The organism is Chryseobacterium sp. Leaf201, from assembly GCF_001421435.1.
Lineage (GTDB): Bacteria > Bacteroidota > Bacteroidia > Flavobacteriales > Weeksellaceae > Chryseobacterium.
This window is the reverse complement of sequence record NZ_LMKA01000046.1, coordinates 25,404-42,731: the sequence shown is the minus strand read 5'-3', so window position 1 is coordinate 42,731 and position 17,328 is coordinate 25,404. Positions and strand designations below refer to the sequence as shown.

Annotated in this window: 11 protein-coding genes; 9 read left to right on the top strand and 2 right to left on the bottom strand. The window is 40.7% G+C overall.

What is annotated here, in order from left to right; all coding sequences use genetic code 11:
• Positions 1-61: 61 nt before the first annotated feature.
• The 7 genes from folE to ASE55_RS04055 all read left to right on the top strand — a co-directional run bounded on the left by folE (position 62) and on the right by ASE55_RS04055 (position 8,962).
• A complete protein-coding gene (gene folE / locus ASE55_RS04085; RefSeq protein WP_056215929.1) occupies positions 62-730 on the top strand; it encodes a GTP cyclohydrolase I FolE in 669 nt (222 codons plus the stop codon).
• 153 nt (positions 731-883) lie between these two features.
• Complete coding sequence (gene cysS / locus ASE55_RS04080; RefSeq protein ID WP_056215927.1) at positions 884-2,350, top strand: cysteine--tRNA ligase; 1,467 nt, start codon at positions 884-886, stop codon at positions 2,348-2,350.
• Positions 2,351-2,607: 257 nt separating this feature from the next.
• Complete coding sequence (locus ASE55_RS04075) at positions 2,608-3,774, top strand: T9SS type A sorting domain-containing protein (protein WP_056215925.1); 1,167 nt, start codon at positions 2,608-2,610, stop codon at positions 3,772-3,774.
• A 124-nt stretch (positions 3,775-3,898) separates the two neighbouring features.
• Positions 3,899-6,550: a 4-alpha-glucanotransferase gene (locus tag ASE55_RS04070; RefSeq protein WP_056215922.1), complete on the top strand. Its 2,652-nt coding sequence runs from the start codon at positions 3,899-3,901 to the stop codon at positions 6,548-6,550.
• A 139-nt stretch (positions 6,551-6,689) separates the two neighbouring features.
• On the top strand, positions 6,690-7,676 hold the full coding sequence (locus tag ASE55_RS04065; protein WP_056215920.1) for a hypothetical protein: 987 nt from the start codon (positions 6,690-6,692) through the stop codon (positions 7,674-7,676).
• A 188-nt stretch (positions 7,677-7,864) separates the two neighbouring features.
• Entirely contained in the window at positions 7,865-8,323 is a 459-nt protein-coding gene (locus ASE55_RS04060) for a hypothetical protein (protein ID WP_056215916.1), read from the top strand.
• Positions 8,324-8,452: 129 nt separating this feature from the next.
• The gene (locus tag ASE55_RS04055) at positions 8,453-8,962 is read left to right on the top strand and encodes a ferritin (RefSeq protein WP_056215914.1); all 510 of its coding nucleotides are present in this window, start codon (positions 8,453-8,455) and stop codon (positions 8,960-8,962) included.
• A gap of 71 nt (positions 8,963-9,033) precedes the next feature.
• Here ASE55_RS04055 and ASE55_RS04050 read toward each other — a convergent pair whose 3' ends face one another.
• Together ASE55_RS04050 and ASE55_RS04045 are read right to left on the bottom strand one after the other, a co-directional pair.
• Positions 9,034-12,018, bottom strand: coding sequence for a S8 family serine peptidase (locus ASE55_RS04050; RefSeq protein ID WP_082474338.1), 2,985 nt, complete (start codon positions 12,016-12,018; stop codon positions 9,034-9,036).
• Positions 12,019-12,401: 383 nt separating this feature from the next.
• A complete protein-coding gene (locus tag ASE55_RS04045) occupies positions 12,402-15,542 on the bottom strand; it encodes a UvrD-helicase domain-containing protein (protein WP_056215911.1) in 3,141 nt (1,046 codons plus the stop codon).
• A 180-nt stretch (positions 15,543-15,722) separates the two neighbouring features.
• Here ASE55_RS04045 and ASE55_RS04040 point away from each other — a divergent pair, with 180 nt between their 5' ends.
• Positions 15,723-16,469: a carboxypeptidase-like regulatory domain-containing protein gene (locus ASE55_RS04040; protein WP_056215977.1), complete on the top strand. Its 747-nt coding sequence runs from the start codon at positions 15,723-15,725 to the stop codon at positions 16,467-16,469.
• 33 nt (positions 16,470-16,502) lie between these two features.
• Complete coding sequence (locus ASE55_RS04035) at positions 16,503-17,273, top strand: carboxypeptidase-like regulatory domain-containing protein (protein WP_056215909.1); 771 nt, start codon at positions 16,503-16,505, stop codon at positions 17,271-17,273.
• Positions 17,274-17,328: the final 55 nt, after the last annotated feature.

Below are 17,328 nucleotides of genomic sequence, written 5' to 3'. Positions count from 1 at the left end.
AGTATGATTTGAAATAAACAAAACGGATATTATCCGTATTTTTGCTGCAAATTAAATAAAAATGGTTGATTTTACGGATAACGATGATGATATTTTCACGGGAAAAGAACATACACCTATTAGGAAAGATGCTTTTGATAAATCGCCAGAAGAAAAAATAGAGAAAATTACAGCGCTTTTCGGAGAAATTATGGAAACATTAGGAATGGATATGACTGATGATTCACTGAAAGATTCCCCAAAACGTGTTGCGAAAATGTATGTCAATGAAATTTTCGGAGGCCTGCTTCCGGAGAACAAACCCGGGATTTCCACCTTCTCAAATAAATATAAATACCGCCAGATGCTGGTGGAAAAAGATATTACCGTATATTCATTCTGTGAACATCATTTTTTACCGATTATCGGGAGGGCACATGTAGCGTATATTTCAAACGGTCAGGTCATCGGTCTTTCAAAGATCAACAGAATTGTGGACTATTATGCGAAAAGGCCGCAGGTTCAGGAAAGGCTGACCATGCAGATTGTTGATGCCTTAAAAGAAGCATTGGGAACAAAAGATGTGGCCTGTATTATTGATGCGAAGCATCTTTGTGTAAATTGCAGGGGAATAAAAGATACAGCCAGTTCCACAATCACGGCAGAACTGAGCGGGATTTTCAGAACGAACCCGATCACAAGACAGGAATTCCTTCATTATGTAGGAAGCCATGCGAAATTGGATTATTAAATTACTGCGAATGATAAAATTTAAAAAAGTTTCAGACAAAATTTTCATAACTACAATTATCTGTTGTTGCGATGGATGCTGCTGTTAAAAGATTCAGTCTTTTAATTATTGAACCTTGACTAAATTAAAATCATTTATATTAAAAACTAAACAATGCAATTAAAAATATACAACTCGCTTGCGGGAGAAAAAGAAATATTCAAACCCATTCTTGAAGGAAATGTCGGAATGTATGTCTGCGGACCTACTGTATACAGCAATGTGCATTTGGGAAATGTGCGGACTTTCCTTTCCTTCGATTTTATTTACAGAAGCTTAACGCATTTGGGTTATAAAGTAAGATACGTCAGGAATATCACTGATGCCGGCCACCTTACCGATGATGGGGACGTTAATAATGACCGGTTTGTAAAGCAGACCCGACTTGAAAAGCTCGAGCCTATGGAAATCGTACAGAAATATACGGTAGATTTTCATAAAGTGCTGGAAATGTTTAATCTGTTGCCGCCGAATATTGAACCGACAGCAACAGGACACATCGTTGAGCAGATTGAATTAACCCAAAAACTGATTGAAAAAGGATTTGCTTACGAAAGCAACGGTTCCGTTTATTTTGATGTATTAGAATACAACAGGAGAGGGCTGAACTACGGTGAGCTTTCCAAAAGGAATATTGAAGAGCTTTTTGCCAATACCCGTGACTTAGACGGACAGGGCGAAAAGAAAAACCCGCAGGATTTTGCCCTTTGGAAGAAAGCTTCCCCGGCACATATCATGAGATGGAATTCGCCTTGGGGAGAAGGTTTCCCGGGATGGCACCTTGAATGTACGGCGATGAGCACGAAATATTTAGGTGAAACTTTTGATATCCACGGAGGCGGAATGGACCTGAAATTCCCGCACCATGAATGTGAGATCGCCCAGGGAAAAGCCTGCAATGATGCCGCTCCGGTAAACTACTGGATGCATGCCAATATGCTGACGATGAATTCCCAGCGCATGAGCAAATCGACCGGAAATTATATCCTGCCGATGCAGCTGGTGACAGGTGAAAATGATTTCTTTGAAAAGTCTTTTCATCCGTCTATTGTACGGTTCTGCTTTTTACAGGCCCATTACAGAAGTGTCCTTGATATTTCCAATGATGCAATGATTGCCAGTGAAAAAGGATTCATCAGGTTAATGGAAGCGGTGAAAGTTTTAAATTCTGTTACTCCGGATGATGAAAAGCAATCCGGTTTCAGCTTGGGAGAGTGGAAAACCAAAGCTTATGATGCTTTGAATGACGACTTTAATTCCCCGGTTCTGATTGCCCATCTATTTGAAGCCGTGAAATATATTTTTGCTTTGAATGACGGGAAAGAAACCATCTCAACAAAAGATTTAGAAGAGTTGCGATCTACTTTAAATGCCTTTATTTTTGATGTCTTAGGCTTACAGACTATTGAAGAAAACAACAATGAGAAGCTGGACCAGACCCTAAAAGTACTGATTGAATTAAGGAACCAGGCGAGAAAATCCAAAAATTTCGAGCTTTCAGACCAGATCCGCGACAAACTTCTTGCTGAAGGGATTGAATTAAAAGACGGCAGGGACGGAACATCGTATGTCCTGAATTAATTTTTTTAAAAATATTTACATAAACTCTCACTGTTATCTGTGGGAGTTTTTTCATGCTTATCCCTATTACTTAAGTCTCGTAAAGAATTTATCATTTCAACGTTCAATAATCAATTTAAAAATTCTTTTCCGTTCTGACCTTAAGCCTGGAAAAGCTGATAATATTCCTGTTTAAATCTTATAGTTTTTTTTCTGATCAATCTGAAAATTGTGTAACTTAGTCATAGTAAAATAATTACGGACCAAATATACATACTATGAAAAAACATTTACTTCCTTTGTTTTTAATGCTTTCAGCAGCTAACGTTTATGCACAGCAGGATTTCTTTGCCCTTACCGGAAAAGATACACCAAGCATTATTTTCAGTGATTTCCGTGCTATTGACGGAACTACCGGTATATCCGGAGACAGGGTTTTTACCGCAGATGCTCCGGCAAAAATATTTTCACAAAGCAGGAATGCTGCTGTAACCGAAGATAAAAATACCTATAACAATTCCCAGGCGGTTAATATGGCAACACTGGCTTATGATCCGGCTAACAATAACCTGGTGTACATGCCGATGTTTTCCCCGAATATTTACGTCTTAAACGCAAAAACCAAAGAAATTACGTTGGTAGAAAACAATGTGGCAAGAGTAACATCATGCGACATCAATTCCCATATGACGAGAATGGCGGCAGGCTATGACGGGAATATCTATGTAATCAACAATGCCGGGACCCAGTTTTTGCAGATCAGCAGAAAGGGAGGCCAATATATGGTGAACGACCTGGGTATTATAAAAGATGATCCTTCGAACGGGAAAAATTCTTTTACGACGATTGAAACCGGTTTTGGCGGCGATATGATTGCAGATGCGGATAACAATTTCTATGTTTTTTCCACTTCAGGGAATGTTTTCAAGGTTGCAACAAAAGAGTTGAAGGCTAAGTTTGTGGGTAAAATTTCCGGAATCCCCGAAAATTATTCAGTCAATGGTTCTGCAATAAACTCAAGAGGCAAAGTGGTAATTGCCAGCGCGAAAGGAGCGCCTTTATATGAGGTGGACCTGAATACTTTACAGGCAAGTCAAATGGCAGGCGAGCAGAATCTTCATATTTATGACCTGGCCAGTAAGTATTTTGCAAATGACAAAGCCGTTTCCAGTGCTGTTTTTGCCAACCTGGATATTTATCCGACAAGAGTGGATGATGACGTTATCAATGTGAACGTCAATGATAAATCAGTAAAAGGGAATATCAAGCTGACGGTTTATGACATATCTGGTAAAAATGTAATGAAGCAGGATTTATTGGTAAAAGGAGGCACGCTGAACCAACAGGTTGATCTCGGGAATCTGGTAAGCGGAGCCTATCTGGTAAATATCGCCGATGAATCAGGGAAAACACTGTTAAACAAGAAAATTATGGTTACCGAATAACCTTTTTATTCTACTTTATATATAAGACCTTCTCAGCATCTGAGAAGGTTTTTTTAATGAATATTTGACATTCATTAAGTTTCATTTTTCGATATTATAATGTATTTTTATAAAAAAAATATAAATGAAGCTATACTTTAATGTAGGTTACAGTACAAAAGTGGGAGAGAAATTGCAGTTGGTGATCACTGAAGAAGGTGCTGTATCAAAGACTCATCCTATGTTTTATACAGAAAACGGTTTATGGAAATGTGAGATTGATTACTTTTCAAAAACAGTTTCCTACCGTTACCAGCTCGTAGGAGAAAAGGGGAATATTCTGAGAGAGGAGTTTGTTCACCATCATCTTAATTTTTCCCATCATTATAAAGAATTTATAATTTTTGATCAATGGAATAATAAAAATTTCCCCGAAAATTATTTAAACAATAAGATTCTTTACAACAAGCTGAATGCCTTCAGGCCTGAAAAAAAACCGGTTCTGAAGAAGCATACCCACTTGTTCAGAATTGAAGCTCCGGTATACAATCCGAACTGGAAGATTATCCTGGCCGGAAGTACGCCTTCTCTGGGCAACTGGGATTATGAAAATGCCCTTCATCTGTCTCAGACCGGCTTCGGGACTTGGGAAGTTTCAGTTGAAATTCCTGAACATGAAGTGATTCAGTATAAATATGGGCTTTATGACATAGAAAAACAACAGGTAATTGATATTGAAACCGGCGAAAACCGGTTCGCACTGCCCAATCATTCAAAAGAGGTACTGCAGATTGTTTCAGATCATTACTTTAAATTCAAGCTTAAGCAGATGTATCACGACGCCGGAGTTGCCGTTCCTGTATTTTCATTAAGGACACAGGATGGCTTCGGAGTAGGAGAGTTTTTCGATATGAAAAAGCTTGCCGACTGGGCAGAAGAAACCGGCCTTGGCATCATCCAGATTCTCCCGATCAATGACACTACGGCCAATTATACATGGACAGATTCCTATCCTTATGCCGCAGTTTCTGTATATGCGCTGCATCCGCAGTATATTTCTCTGGAAAACCTTGATTTTAAACTGCCGGAAGATACCGTTCAGGAATATGAGGCTGAAAAAGAAGCGCTTAATTCCCTGGATTTAATTGATTACGAAAAAGTGATTTCCGGGAAATGGAAATATCTGAAAGCTGTTTTCAATACCAACACAGATAAAATCTATAAAGACAGGAACTTCAAAAAATTCATCAAGGATAATGAAAGCTGGCTGGTTCCGTATTCCGCATTTTGCGTATTGAGGGATAAATACAAAACCCCGAACTTCAACGAATGGAAAACCCATAAAAAATACATCGCAGGGAAAATTGCTCCGTTTTTTACCGCTAAAAGCAAAGAATATGAAACATCCATGCTTCATGCCTGGGTACAGTATCAGCTTCATAAACAGCTTAAAGGTGCCATCGACTATATGCATAGTTTAGGCGTATCCGTGAAAGGAGACCTTCCGATCGGGATTTACAGGCATTCTGTAGAAGCCTGGACGGAACCTGAACTCTTCGGAATGGACTTCCAGGCCGGAGCACCGCCTGACCAATTTACCGAGCTCGGTCAGAACTGGGAATTCCCGACTTATAACTGGGAAGCCATGAAAGCCAATGATTACCAATGGTGGAAAAACAGGTTCAAAGCGCTGGAACAGTATTTTGATGCCATGCGTATTGACCATATCCTTGGGTTTTTCAGGATCTGGAGAATGCCGGTTTCCGCTACACAGGGAATCTTAGGTTATTTTTATCCCGCCGTACCGGTAACACTGGAAGAATTCAATGCCCGGCATATCCCGTTTAATTTTGACCGTTACTGCAAGCCGTTTATCAATGACGATATCATGGAGAAATACTTCGGTGAAAATAAAGAGGAAGCACTGGCATTTATAGACAGCAATCAGGACGGAACATATTATTTTAAAGAAGAGTTTAACACACAGCGGAAACTGTATGATTTCTTCAGGAAAAATCCTCATGGCCCCATTGAGGAACAGCTGATCGCTTTATGTGCCAACGTGTTGTTTTTAATTGAAGAAAGAAACGGGCAAGTAGTCTATCACCCGAGATTCAATCTTTATCATACAGACTCTTATCATTATTTATCTGATTGGGAAAAGAAATCACTTTATGACCTGTACCAGGATTATTTCTTTGTAAGACAGGATCAGCTCTGGTATGAAAAGGCAATGGAAAAACTTCCGGTTATCCTCAATGCAACCAAAATGCTCATCTGTGGCGAAGATCTGGGGATGGTTCCGGACTGTGTTCCTGTGGTGATGGATGAACTGGCCATTGTTGCGCTGAAGGTTCAGCGGATGCCTTCAGACCATCTTCCTTTTTACAGTCCGCAAAATGCCGGCTACCTGAATGTGGTTACTGCGTCTTCGCATGACAGCTCTACCTTAAGGCAGTGGTGGCAGGAAAACCCGGTTTTAACCCAGCAGTATTTTAATGAGCAGCTGGTGCAGTACGGAAAAGCCCCGGAAGAACTGGATGCACATCTGGCTGAAATTATCATGAAACAGCATCTTTACAATGATGCCATGCTTGCTATTTTCCCGATTCAGGAGTTCCTGGCAACTGATAAAGAGCTTACCAACATTGAAATGCACCATGAACGGATTAATAATCCCGCCGTCTTTCCGCACTATTGGAGATACAGGATGCACGTTCAGCTGGAAGACCTTAAAGGACGTTCAGATTTCAATCAGAAGATCTCAGACTGGATAAGAGACAGCGGAAGATCATAAATTTAACAATTGATTATCAATCCGTTAATACCAAATACAAAAGAAGTTTTATCATATGATTTAACTTCTTTTTTTTATTTATATCAAAAAGATAGAATTAAGATATTCTACTATATATTAACCAATTAACGGCTATAAAATGAAAAAAATATTAATCAGTTTTGCTTTGGGTATCGCAACTTTTGCTTTTGCTCAACAGTATCCGGATAACGGATGGGATGACGGCGGATATTATCAGAATGAGGGAGGGTATTACAGTGACCAGGACGATCAGAATTATTTCCCTGATGATTATTATTACAATTATCCCCAGGATTATTATCCCACTAATTATTACCAGAGTAATTACAATGATTACAGGAACAGCATTGCAAGCATCAACTGGAATGTGTTCTTCAACCAGAACAGGCTTGCGCCGTGGCAGATTGATCAGATCATAAGGTTAAATAATCTGTATTCCGGATTTTCTACCTGGAATAATTTCTACAGATACAACCCGGACAGATGGTATTATGACCGTTTCTATGCACTGGAAAGAATTATGGGGCCAAGGGTTTTTGTGGTTTTCCAGAATAATTATTACAGAGGGTACAGCCCAGTAGTATATTTCCAGAATTACAGAAGATCGCATTATGCCGCGATCTGCAGGCCGATGCCGCGCTACCGGAATGTCAATATTAATATTTACAGGGTAGATAGGTCAAACTTCCGCAGGATGGATAATCCAACGATTAATATTGTAAGAAGCCAGAGGCCGGGTAACGGTTTCAGAGGCCCGGTAAGAGACGGTAATAATGGCGGAGGATTCCGTGGCCAGGCTGAAAACAGAAGTAACAGCAACAACTCAGGCTTCAGAAAAGAAAACAACGGAGTAAGGAATAACGGAGGATTCCGTACGGAAAGAGCTGAAAACAGCGGAAGCGGAGGATTCAGAAACAACGGAGGGTTCCGTGGAAACGGTGAAGTAAGAAGGGAAGAAGCTCCGAAAAGAGAAAATAACGGAGGCGGTTTCAGGAATGATGGAGGTTTTAAAAGAAGTGAGAACGCGGCTCCGAGACAACAGAACAACGGAGGCGGAGAGAGAAGTGGAAACCGCAGTTTCAGAACCGGATTTGCAAAAAATTAATTTTCATATATTATATTTAAGTGGTGTGAAGGGCAGATTTTAGGATTTGCTCTTCTTTTGTTTTCATACTTTTTTATTGTTATGTATTTAATATTAAAATTTAACAATTTTTATGAATTATACGGTTTAACTTTCGTTTTAACTTATAATCAAAAAGATATACAACAATAAATTTAAAATTTAGAAATATGAAAAAGTTAGTGTTAGCAGTTGCATTGGTTGGGATGGGAAGTTTGGCAATGGCTCAGCAGACCCCTCCACAGGATAAAGAAGGAAGAAGAGCAGAGATGCATCAGAAATTTCAGGAAAAAGAGCGGGAACATCTGGATAAAATGCAGAAAGACCTTAATCTGAACCAGTCACAGGTAGCCCAGATCAAAGCTCTGCACGAAAAAAGAAAAGCTGAAATGAAGGCTGACTTTGATAAAAATAAAGACCGCAGACAGGCCAGAATGCAGGAGATGAAAGCGAAAAGAGAACGGATGGATGCAGATATGAAGCAGATTCTAACACCTCAGCAGTATGATAAATGGCAGGCAGACAGAAAAGCTAAAATGGAGCAGAGAAAAATGGCGATGAAAGACAAAGGAATGAAAGGTGGAAAAATGCACAGGCCTATGAAAACGGCAGGTCCTGATAGAAATTAAGTAGTTTATAGTTTAATGTTTTTAATGTGTTAAGAGGACGGGATTTATTCCGTCCTTTTTTATTAAATTTTAGTAAAACTTTTGATTTAGGGTTTTATTCCCTAATTTTGACTGTAAAATTTATTACTTATGGTTAGCGAGAAAATTGCAAAGTTAATTAACGAACAGATAGCAAACGAACAGTATGCTGCACAATATTACCTTTCGATGTCTGCCTGGTTTTCAGCTAAGGATCTGGACGGGATTGCCAATTATTTCAGGGTTCAGAGCAAAGAGGAACTGATGCATGCAGATAAAATGTTTGATTATCTGAATGATGTGGGAGGCGAGATCATTATCGGGGAAATCCCTAAGCCGCCGCATGAATTTATCGGGGCCATTGATATTTTTGAAAAAGCCCTGGCGCACGAAAAGATCGTAACAAAAAGCATCTTCAATATTGTAAAAAATGCCAATGACGAAGGAGATTTCGCCACAACTTCTTTCTTACAGTGGTTCATCAATGAACAGGTGGAAGAGGAGGCGAGCGCTTCCCAGCTGGTAACGAAGATCAAGATGGTAAGCGACAACCCTTCAGCTTTATACCTTTTTGACCAGGAACTGGCACAGCGGACTTTTGTCCCGGATCAGACTGCTTAAGATCTACAGTTTATATATAACAAAAGCGCAGAAATTTTCTGCGCTTTTGCTTATTGTAATAGCTTATTAAATTAATGTTTCACAATCAGATGTACCGATTTCTTTTCTGAATTGGCAAGGATACTGATGACGTAAACACCATTAGGAAGTTCGGAAATAGAGAAATCTTTCCTGCTGATTCCTTTTCTCATACTTTCTGCAGTAGAAATGGTTTTCAGGGTCGTTCCGTTATAATCTGCCAACAGGATCGTAACTTTTGCATCTTCCAGAAGGTTAAATGCCAGAGTGGCCTGGGAAGAAGCAGGATTCGGGGACAGTTTTATATCCTGAAGCACCAGAGGCTGCATTTTTGCCTGTCTGCACTTCTCATCACAGTACGGCTCACCTTCATCAACTTCTTTCTCGTTGATGGTAACAAGGAAATGACAGACGCTTCCGTAAATCTCATCTGCATTACCGGTCAGGTTCTGGGAAACGGCTAAATCATAATCTTCGGTAGTCGAAATGCTTGAAGAAGCCTGGAATGATACCTCAACAGGAAAGTATTCATTCGGTTTCAGCATCACGTTTCCTATAATGGCATTTGCAGGATCCATAATCACGAGTTCACGCTCATTATAATTGTAAACTTCTATACCATCCAGCTTTTTGCCGCCGCTTTCCCATCTTTCCCATGTCAGTTTATTCAGCTTGATGATAATTCGGGTCGCGCTTTTAAACGGCACGTTGGAATCTTTGATCAGGTTGAATCTGATATCGAACGGCTTATCATAATCCAGGTAATTTCCAAAGAAGAAACCTGACTTTTTAGGGAAAGTCCCGCTGAGGCTTACCAGTTTTGTGTTTCTTGTAACTATATTATTGTTATTGGTTACATTAGGCTGTATCGGTGCATTCGGGCCGGGATTTTCATTGTACATCGGGTCGCCCGGTGTTGCAATCCTTCCCAGGAAGCATACTACGTTGTCTGTAAGACCGCCGTAGATGACAGGGTTTACCGGAGTCCATTTCGCATCAATAATATAGGTCTGACCAGGCGCCAGTGCCGGAATCTTGAATCCCTGTCCTGTTGCATATGCGTTTGAGGAATTAAATCCTGTATAAGCCGTAGTAAGTTCTCCGCCGGCAGAATATCCATTGATAAGCTGGATTCCGTTCCATGAATTAGGCCATGTTTCACCGGTAGAACCCATTGTCCAGTATAATCTTGCAAAAGCTGGAGCAGATGTAGTACATCCGATATTTCGCACCCTGAATCTCATGACATTATGCCCCGGCCCTAAATATCCTGGATCCTGATGGGTAAGGTTTAACAAAGCACTGTTGGTACGTCTGTTCCATAGATCTTTGCTCTGGTAAATATTTGCCCAGGTGGTAGCTGAAGGATTCGGTTCTAAACCTATGTCTGCAGGGCTGTCGAACGCTGCAAGGCTATAGATGCTTTTAGCTTTTACAACAGCAGCATAGGCATTAACCAAGCCGTAGCCCATTTGGGTATGCCATGTTCCGTTGGATCTTCCGGAAGTTGAGGCATAACCGTAAAGATCAGTTCTTACCTTTTGGGCTGTCTGTTCTATGATATCGCGTACCTGCTGAGCCGTAAGACAAGGGTTGACGGACAAAATCAAGGCTGCAACACCTGCAATAACAGGGCAGGCAGATGAGGTTCCGTTAAAAGCCGGAGCATAGTTGGACGGATCATACCCATTGCTTCCCTGTCTGTCAGTAGTCGGCATTTTTACACCCGGGGCCATAATGTCAAGCTGGGTTCCATAGCAGCTGCCCCAGCCTTCGCCGTCACATGAAGTAGGGCTTTTTCTTTGTCCGCAGGGGCTCATGGCTCCTACTACAAGGATTCTCGGGTCCCAAATTCCGGGATATCTTATACTGGTATTGTTTTCATTACCGGCTGCAAAAACAACCACCATTCCTTTTCCGCCTCTGCCGTTAACAAGGGCATTCGTAATCGCATTTTCAATAATGACAGAAGGTGTATATCCGCCCCATGAATTGCTGATGACTTCAACACCGTTTACGGTAGACCAGTTAAAGCCGTTCGCGAGCTGCTGAGGAGTATCTGCAAAAGTAAGGTTAATGCTTATGGATATCAGTCTGGTATTCGGGGCAACGCCGCTGATCCCGAGATTGTTGTTCTGTACCGCTCCTGTGATACCGGCGCATGCGGTTCCATGGTCTCCACGTACTATAGAAGGTGACGTATTGGTCTGTGCATCATATCCTGTCCCGAAAACATTTGCAGCAAGATCAGGATGGTTCATTTCAAAACCGTGGTCAAAAATTGCTGTTTTTACATTGGCTCCGGTAGATAAGGTCCAGGCCTGTTCTGCTTTAATGTCTATTCCTGCATAGGCGGCACCGTATTGTCCTGTATTTTTCAGAGACCACTGGCTGCCGAATGAAGGATCAGCCGACGCCTGAAGGTTGTGATACATGAATTCCGGCTCTGCAACTTCAAAATATCCGCTTTCATAGAAGAGGTTAGACATTTCTATGGCATTGGCAAAAGTTGAGTTTTTATTACAGGCTACCGTAAACCATAAAGGCATATATTCATTATACCCCAATACTTCCACATTATTTTTTTCGGCTAATTCATTCAGGCGGTTCAGGTCATTCTTTGATTTGAGTTTTACATAGAAGTTATTGGATAAACCCATCTTTTGACCTTCGGAAGTCAGAAAGCACGGCGAAGCGATAATAACATCTTTACGCATATTTTTCTCTTTTATATTGGCAATATACTGGTCATCAGAAAGCGTTGCATCAGATTCTATTTCCACATAAAAGGTTTTGGTACGGTCGATGATCTTTTTTCCGTCTTTCAAGAGTGAATTTTTTGGAAAGGTTTCCACAACCGGTGTTTTTGCTTTAAGCATTTTTGCGGCATCAATAGTGGTGGAAGTAATCGCAATCGAGGATTTATCTAATTGCAGAGGATACTTTTTTCCGTTGTAGTAATAAAAGTACTGCGACTGCGCATTCATGCCTATGATCATAAAAAGAAGCAGGATAAAGGATAGTATTTTAGTTTTCATATTATTTTTTGTTTTTAATGGTTAACTATGCTGAATAATATGAAGAAATCAGGGCGGTTGAATAGGGTTTGCTGTCATGGCGGTAACTTTAATTAATAATTAGTTTTTGCTCTGACTTGCAATAAATAAAGTCAGGATCTAAGAAGTGATAATAAAGTTATGTGAATTAAGAGTAAGCGAATAATCATATTAATTAAACGCAGACAGATAATGCGCAAGTGATGCGATTATCAGGATAAGTGTGAAAATGAGGAAATAAAGATTTCCTAATTGATTGAATGCCGGATAAATAATCGGGCAATATATGGTTGGTATATCAAAATACAGGCCGGTTGATAAAACCGGCTGCGATTCATACTGTAATGTACACGTAAAATTATTTGTTACAGATAAATCAGCTGCGTCTTCAGCACTTTTCTTCCTAATTTCTCAAGAATGTTTTTATAATTTTCAATCTGCTGTTCATCTTTCCGGTTTTCTTCTCCGGTTTTAAAATCGATGATGATATAACCCTCCGGGCTCTTTAACATCCTGTCCGGGCGGTACACCCTGCTTTCTCCGTTTTCTGAAATCATGATATCCCTTTCGTTGATGATTTCCCATTTGCCGTCAAAAAATTCAGCGTAGGTTTCAAGTATTTCATGCAGGTCGCGGCTGATCTCTTTGCTCTCCTCAATACTGATATGCCCTTCCAGGACATAACAGTCCAAGACTTTCTGAATATCCGCCGCCGTGTTGATCTGGGATAGCAGTTCATGTACAAAAAGCCCGATTCTTACCTTTTCATTCTTCACCTGGTAATTTTTTGAAGGCGTGGCAATCCTTATGGAGGTGTTCTTTTCATTGATATTCTTCAGGATCCGGATATCCCTGGTTTTGAAGGATGAAGTTTTATCCTTCGTATACTTTTTCAGCATTTCAGGATGGGTTTCATACAGGTCAAATTCATCCAGGTTTTCCGTGTTTTTAGATTGCAGGAATTCCAGAAGCTCCAGATTATTGGAGGTCTTATTGGCTTTCTGAATGTAAAAAAACAGCTGTTCCACCGGCCGTGTGGTGGCCACGTACTGAAGGCACAGCCTGTCTACAGCGTTTTTATAAGAATTCTGTCTGTTGAACTGTTCGATTTCCTTATCATACACCTCCAGGTTTTTACTGAATTGGTTGATGTTTACCGATTTCAGCGCCGTATCCTGAGTTGTTTCAAACCAGTTGGTAAATTCCGCATCGCGGTTTTTGTTCATCATCGGGATAAAAACAACAGGAAATTCCAGTCCTTTTGCCTTATGGATGGTCATAATCTGTACTGCATCAATATTTTCCGAAGCCTGAATGGTATAGGCAGATGCCTCTTCATCCCAGTATTTAAGGAATTCTTTGGTGCTCGCGCCCGCATTCTGGGTAAAGTTGAAAAGCATTTCCAGGAAGTTCAGCAGGAAATCCGTTTCCTTATTTTCAACCGAAAATTCATTGATGTAATATTCCACGAAATTATAAAGGTTGAACCTTGGGAAATTATCCTGTTTCAGCTGTAAAGCATATTTTTGCTGAATAAATTCCATTGCACTTTCATGGGATTCCAGATCCAGTATTTCCTTCATTTCCAGGGTGAAATCTGCCATGCGGATCCTTTCCAGTTTATTCAGGTAATACATCATCATGATCAGGCTGGGCTTGTTTTTCGGGTTGGTTTCCCATTTTAGAAACTCAATTACCGCTTTCAGGGTATTGGATAATTCCAGGGTAAGGCCTTTATCAGAAATGGTCTTGATATTGGTTTCCTCACCTTTGTAACGCACTTTAAGGTTCCCCAGTTTTTGGGAATAACTGAAAATGTCGAAATTTCCACGGCAGAGAATGGTTATATCAGAAAACTTAAAGCCGTTATCCAGGATTTCCTGGATGTCTTTACGCATGCTTTCAGACGTATCGGTATAAAAGTCTTCATTGGTTAAGTTCTCGATCAGGTTTACTTTTACCCGGCCTTCCATTGACGATTTCGGATTCTGTTCAGCATCTGTTCCGAAAATGTTTTTATGTTCTTCCTCTAAAATCTCCGAATGAAATTTATAAAGGTCATTGTTGAAGGTCACGATATTTTTTGCACTCCGCCAGTTGTCTTTTAAAACCAGCAGTTCGGCCTGCTTCGGTGAAATTTCCTTTTTGTTGATGATGTCCAGCATTAATTTGCTCTCGCCGCCACGGAACCGGTAGATACTCTGTTTCGGGTCTCCTACCAGCGTAAAAGAAGTGTTGTCTATAGAAACGGAATGATCCCTCAACGGAAGAAAATTCTGCCACTGAAGCTCGGAAGTATCCTGGAATTCATCAAAGAAATAATGCTGGAACTGTGAGCCGACTTTTTCGTAGATAAATGCAGACGGTTCGTTCCTGAGGTTTTCATTGATCAGGATATTGAATTTTGAAAGTAAAACCAGATCATTTTCATCCTCGATCTTTTTAAGCTCATCCTGAATATCCTTGTTTACTTTCAGAGGCAGAAGTGCAGATAGGATTTTTTCTTTTTTCTGCGTTTCAATATACAGAAGGATCAGCTTCATCCTGTTTTCCAGCAGCTGTTCCAGAATCTCAAAAATTTCAGGTTCCTTGTGCTTTGATTTTGAAGCGGCCCCTTTCCGGTAATTATTAAGTACCGATTCCTCAGCGGTGGTCGGAAAAGGGAAACCGGGCCTTTTCTGCTGGTAAAAATCCAGGACTTTAGTGAAGAATCCGCCTATCCCGTTTTTTCCCTGTGCAAAATCTTCAATCCCGATATCTCTTGATGTAAAGAGCTCTACAGACTTTGAAGCGATTTCGGCAGACAGTTTTTTATTCGCTACAATTTCTTTTCTAAGGGTGTTTTTTATATTCTCATAATTGGCGGTATCAAAGTCCTTATTGTTTTTAAGATGCTCATAATGAATATCCTTTACAAACTCTTTTGCCGAATCATAAAGGTTCTTATTAAGGTTGATCCGCTCATTGTTTTCCAGGCTGTAATCCACATAATCCATAAAGGAATTGGAAATCGATTCATTCTCCCCGATCTGGTCCAGCATTTTGTCAACCGCTTCAATCAGAAACGGTTCGGCTTCAATTTCCAGGTTGAAATTTTTGGCTAAGCCCAGCTCATGCGAAAAGCTCCTTACCAGGCGGGAGTTAAAACGGTCAATCGTTCCGATGTTTAAAGTAGAATAATTATGCAGGACATAATCCAGCATTTTTTTTGCCCGTTCATGCAGCTCGTCAATGGTAATCTTCAGTCCCTGTTCTTCAAAAGCTTTCTGAATATTCTTCAGGTCCCCGTTATCAGCATAATCATCAGCAGAAAAATTGCCAAGCCAGGACAGGATTCTTTCCTTCATCTCGTTCGCTGCCTTGTTGGTAAAAGTCAGGGCCAGGATATTCCTGATTGAATGCTGCTGATTGGGATAACGGAGGCAGATCATCAGAAGACGCTGAACGAGGGCATACGTTTTTCCCGAACCGGCCGAAGCATTGATGACGGTATAAGAATTTTGCATTTTGAATGGAATTGATCATGCAAGTTAGCTATTTTTTAAGTGAAATTTTAACAATTTGCAATCGCTATTTAACAGTTTTGAGAGCAGAATTCCAAAAGAAATCCCAAAACACGTTAACTGTGGTTAAACTTACACGAGAAGCGGAAAATAACTTTAGTTTTGTCTGATAAAAAACAGCCCGTGAAACTTAAACTACTCTTTTTCCTATTCAGTGTTTTCTTTATCCACAGCAACGCCCAGGATTATATTTTCGGGAAAATTATTTCCGAAGATCAGAATGAACTTCCTGAAGTAACGGTGATCAATATCAGGACTGATGAAAGGGTCACCACCAACCGGGACGGGCACTTCATGATTTCAGGAAAGGCAGGAGACGGACTGCGTTTCGTGAAAAACGGCTATGAACGGATCCAGCAGAAAGTAACCGGCCAAAATATCAGTTCGCCGATCAATATAACCTTGGTTAGAGCAGCAACCCTGATTGCCGAGGTGGAAATTAAAAAAGACATTACCGGGGATATTTCCATTGATTCTAAAAACCTGAATCCTCCCAAAAAAGTACAGAAGCTGAAGAGCGATCTCGGGCTTTATATGTCTAAAAAATCCGATCCCAGAATTCTGGCGGCGAGACCGGGGGAATTCGTTCAGCCGAAAGGGCAGGGGTTTTCAGTTGGGAAAATTAAAGACAAATGGGATGATGTAGACCTGAGCAGTTACCTGCATTATGCGTTGGGTGAGACCTATTTTACTGATCTGAAAATTGATAAAGCCTTGATTCAGCACTTTATCTATTATGTTTTTGCAGGAGGCTTCGAGAGAAAAAATATTTTGAAATACGGGTTCTGCAGTGACGCCGATTTAATGAGATTTCAGAGAGCCGTTCTGAACAGGATTTCATCATACCGGGCTCCGCAGACGCAAAGGTAACAGAAGTAAAGTAAAGAATTATACTCCTCAGTTATGAAATTCAGATTTTCAGTTGTCCTGCTTTTCTCGGTAATCTCTATGGTCTTGTCACAGACCGTCAGAGGGAAAGTTACTGATGAAGACGGGATTGTACTTCCTGCCGTTACAGTCATCAACATATCTTCAGATAAAAAGACGTATACGGATGCTGCAGGTACTTTTTCTATTGATGCCTCAGCTCAAGATGAGATCAGGTTTGTCAGGCCGGGTTTTGAAAGAGCATCAATACGGACTGGCCAGAATAGCAGTGAAGAGCTGGATATTAAACTGATAAGAATAGCCCGCGAAATTGAAGAGGTGAAGGTTCCCAACATCACCGGGGATCTTACAAAAGATGCCCGGTCTGTGGCGAAAGCAGACAAAGGCAGAGCCGTTCAGGATGCCGTGGGTCTTCCGCAGCCCACAGGCAAAATGCGGGAAAAACCGGCCGAAGTAAAGCAGGTCCTGGTCCCGATTCTTTTGGGGCAGCTTAATGTCAAAGGGATGTATGATCTCATCAGCGGAAAGGCCAGGAAGCAAAAGCGTCAGTACAGGTATGATGATCTTCAGGAAGATATTCTGTGGATCAGGGGCCGGGTAGAAGATGATTATTTTACCAAAGAAGGAATCCCGGAAGAAAGAATTTCAGAATTCATTGCATTCTCCTTTATTGCCAAACCGCAGTCCCGGACGTTCGTAAAATCGAAAAATTTATCCGGCGCTTTACTGAGCATGGATGAAATGATTCCTGTTTTTAAAGCGAGACTGCAGGAAACTAAACTTTGACAGAGCTTTAAAATCTCAGGCATGGAATGGAATTTGATGCATTAAAGCATTGAAA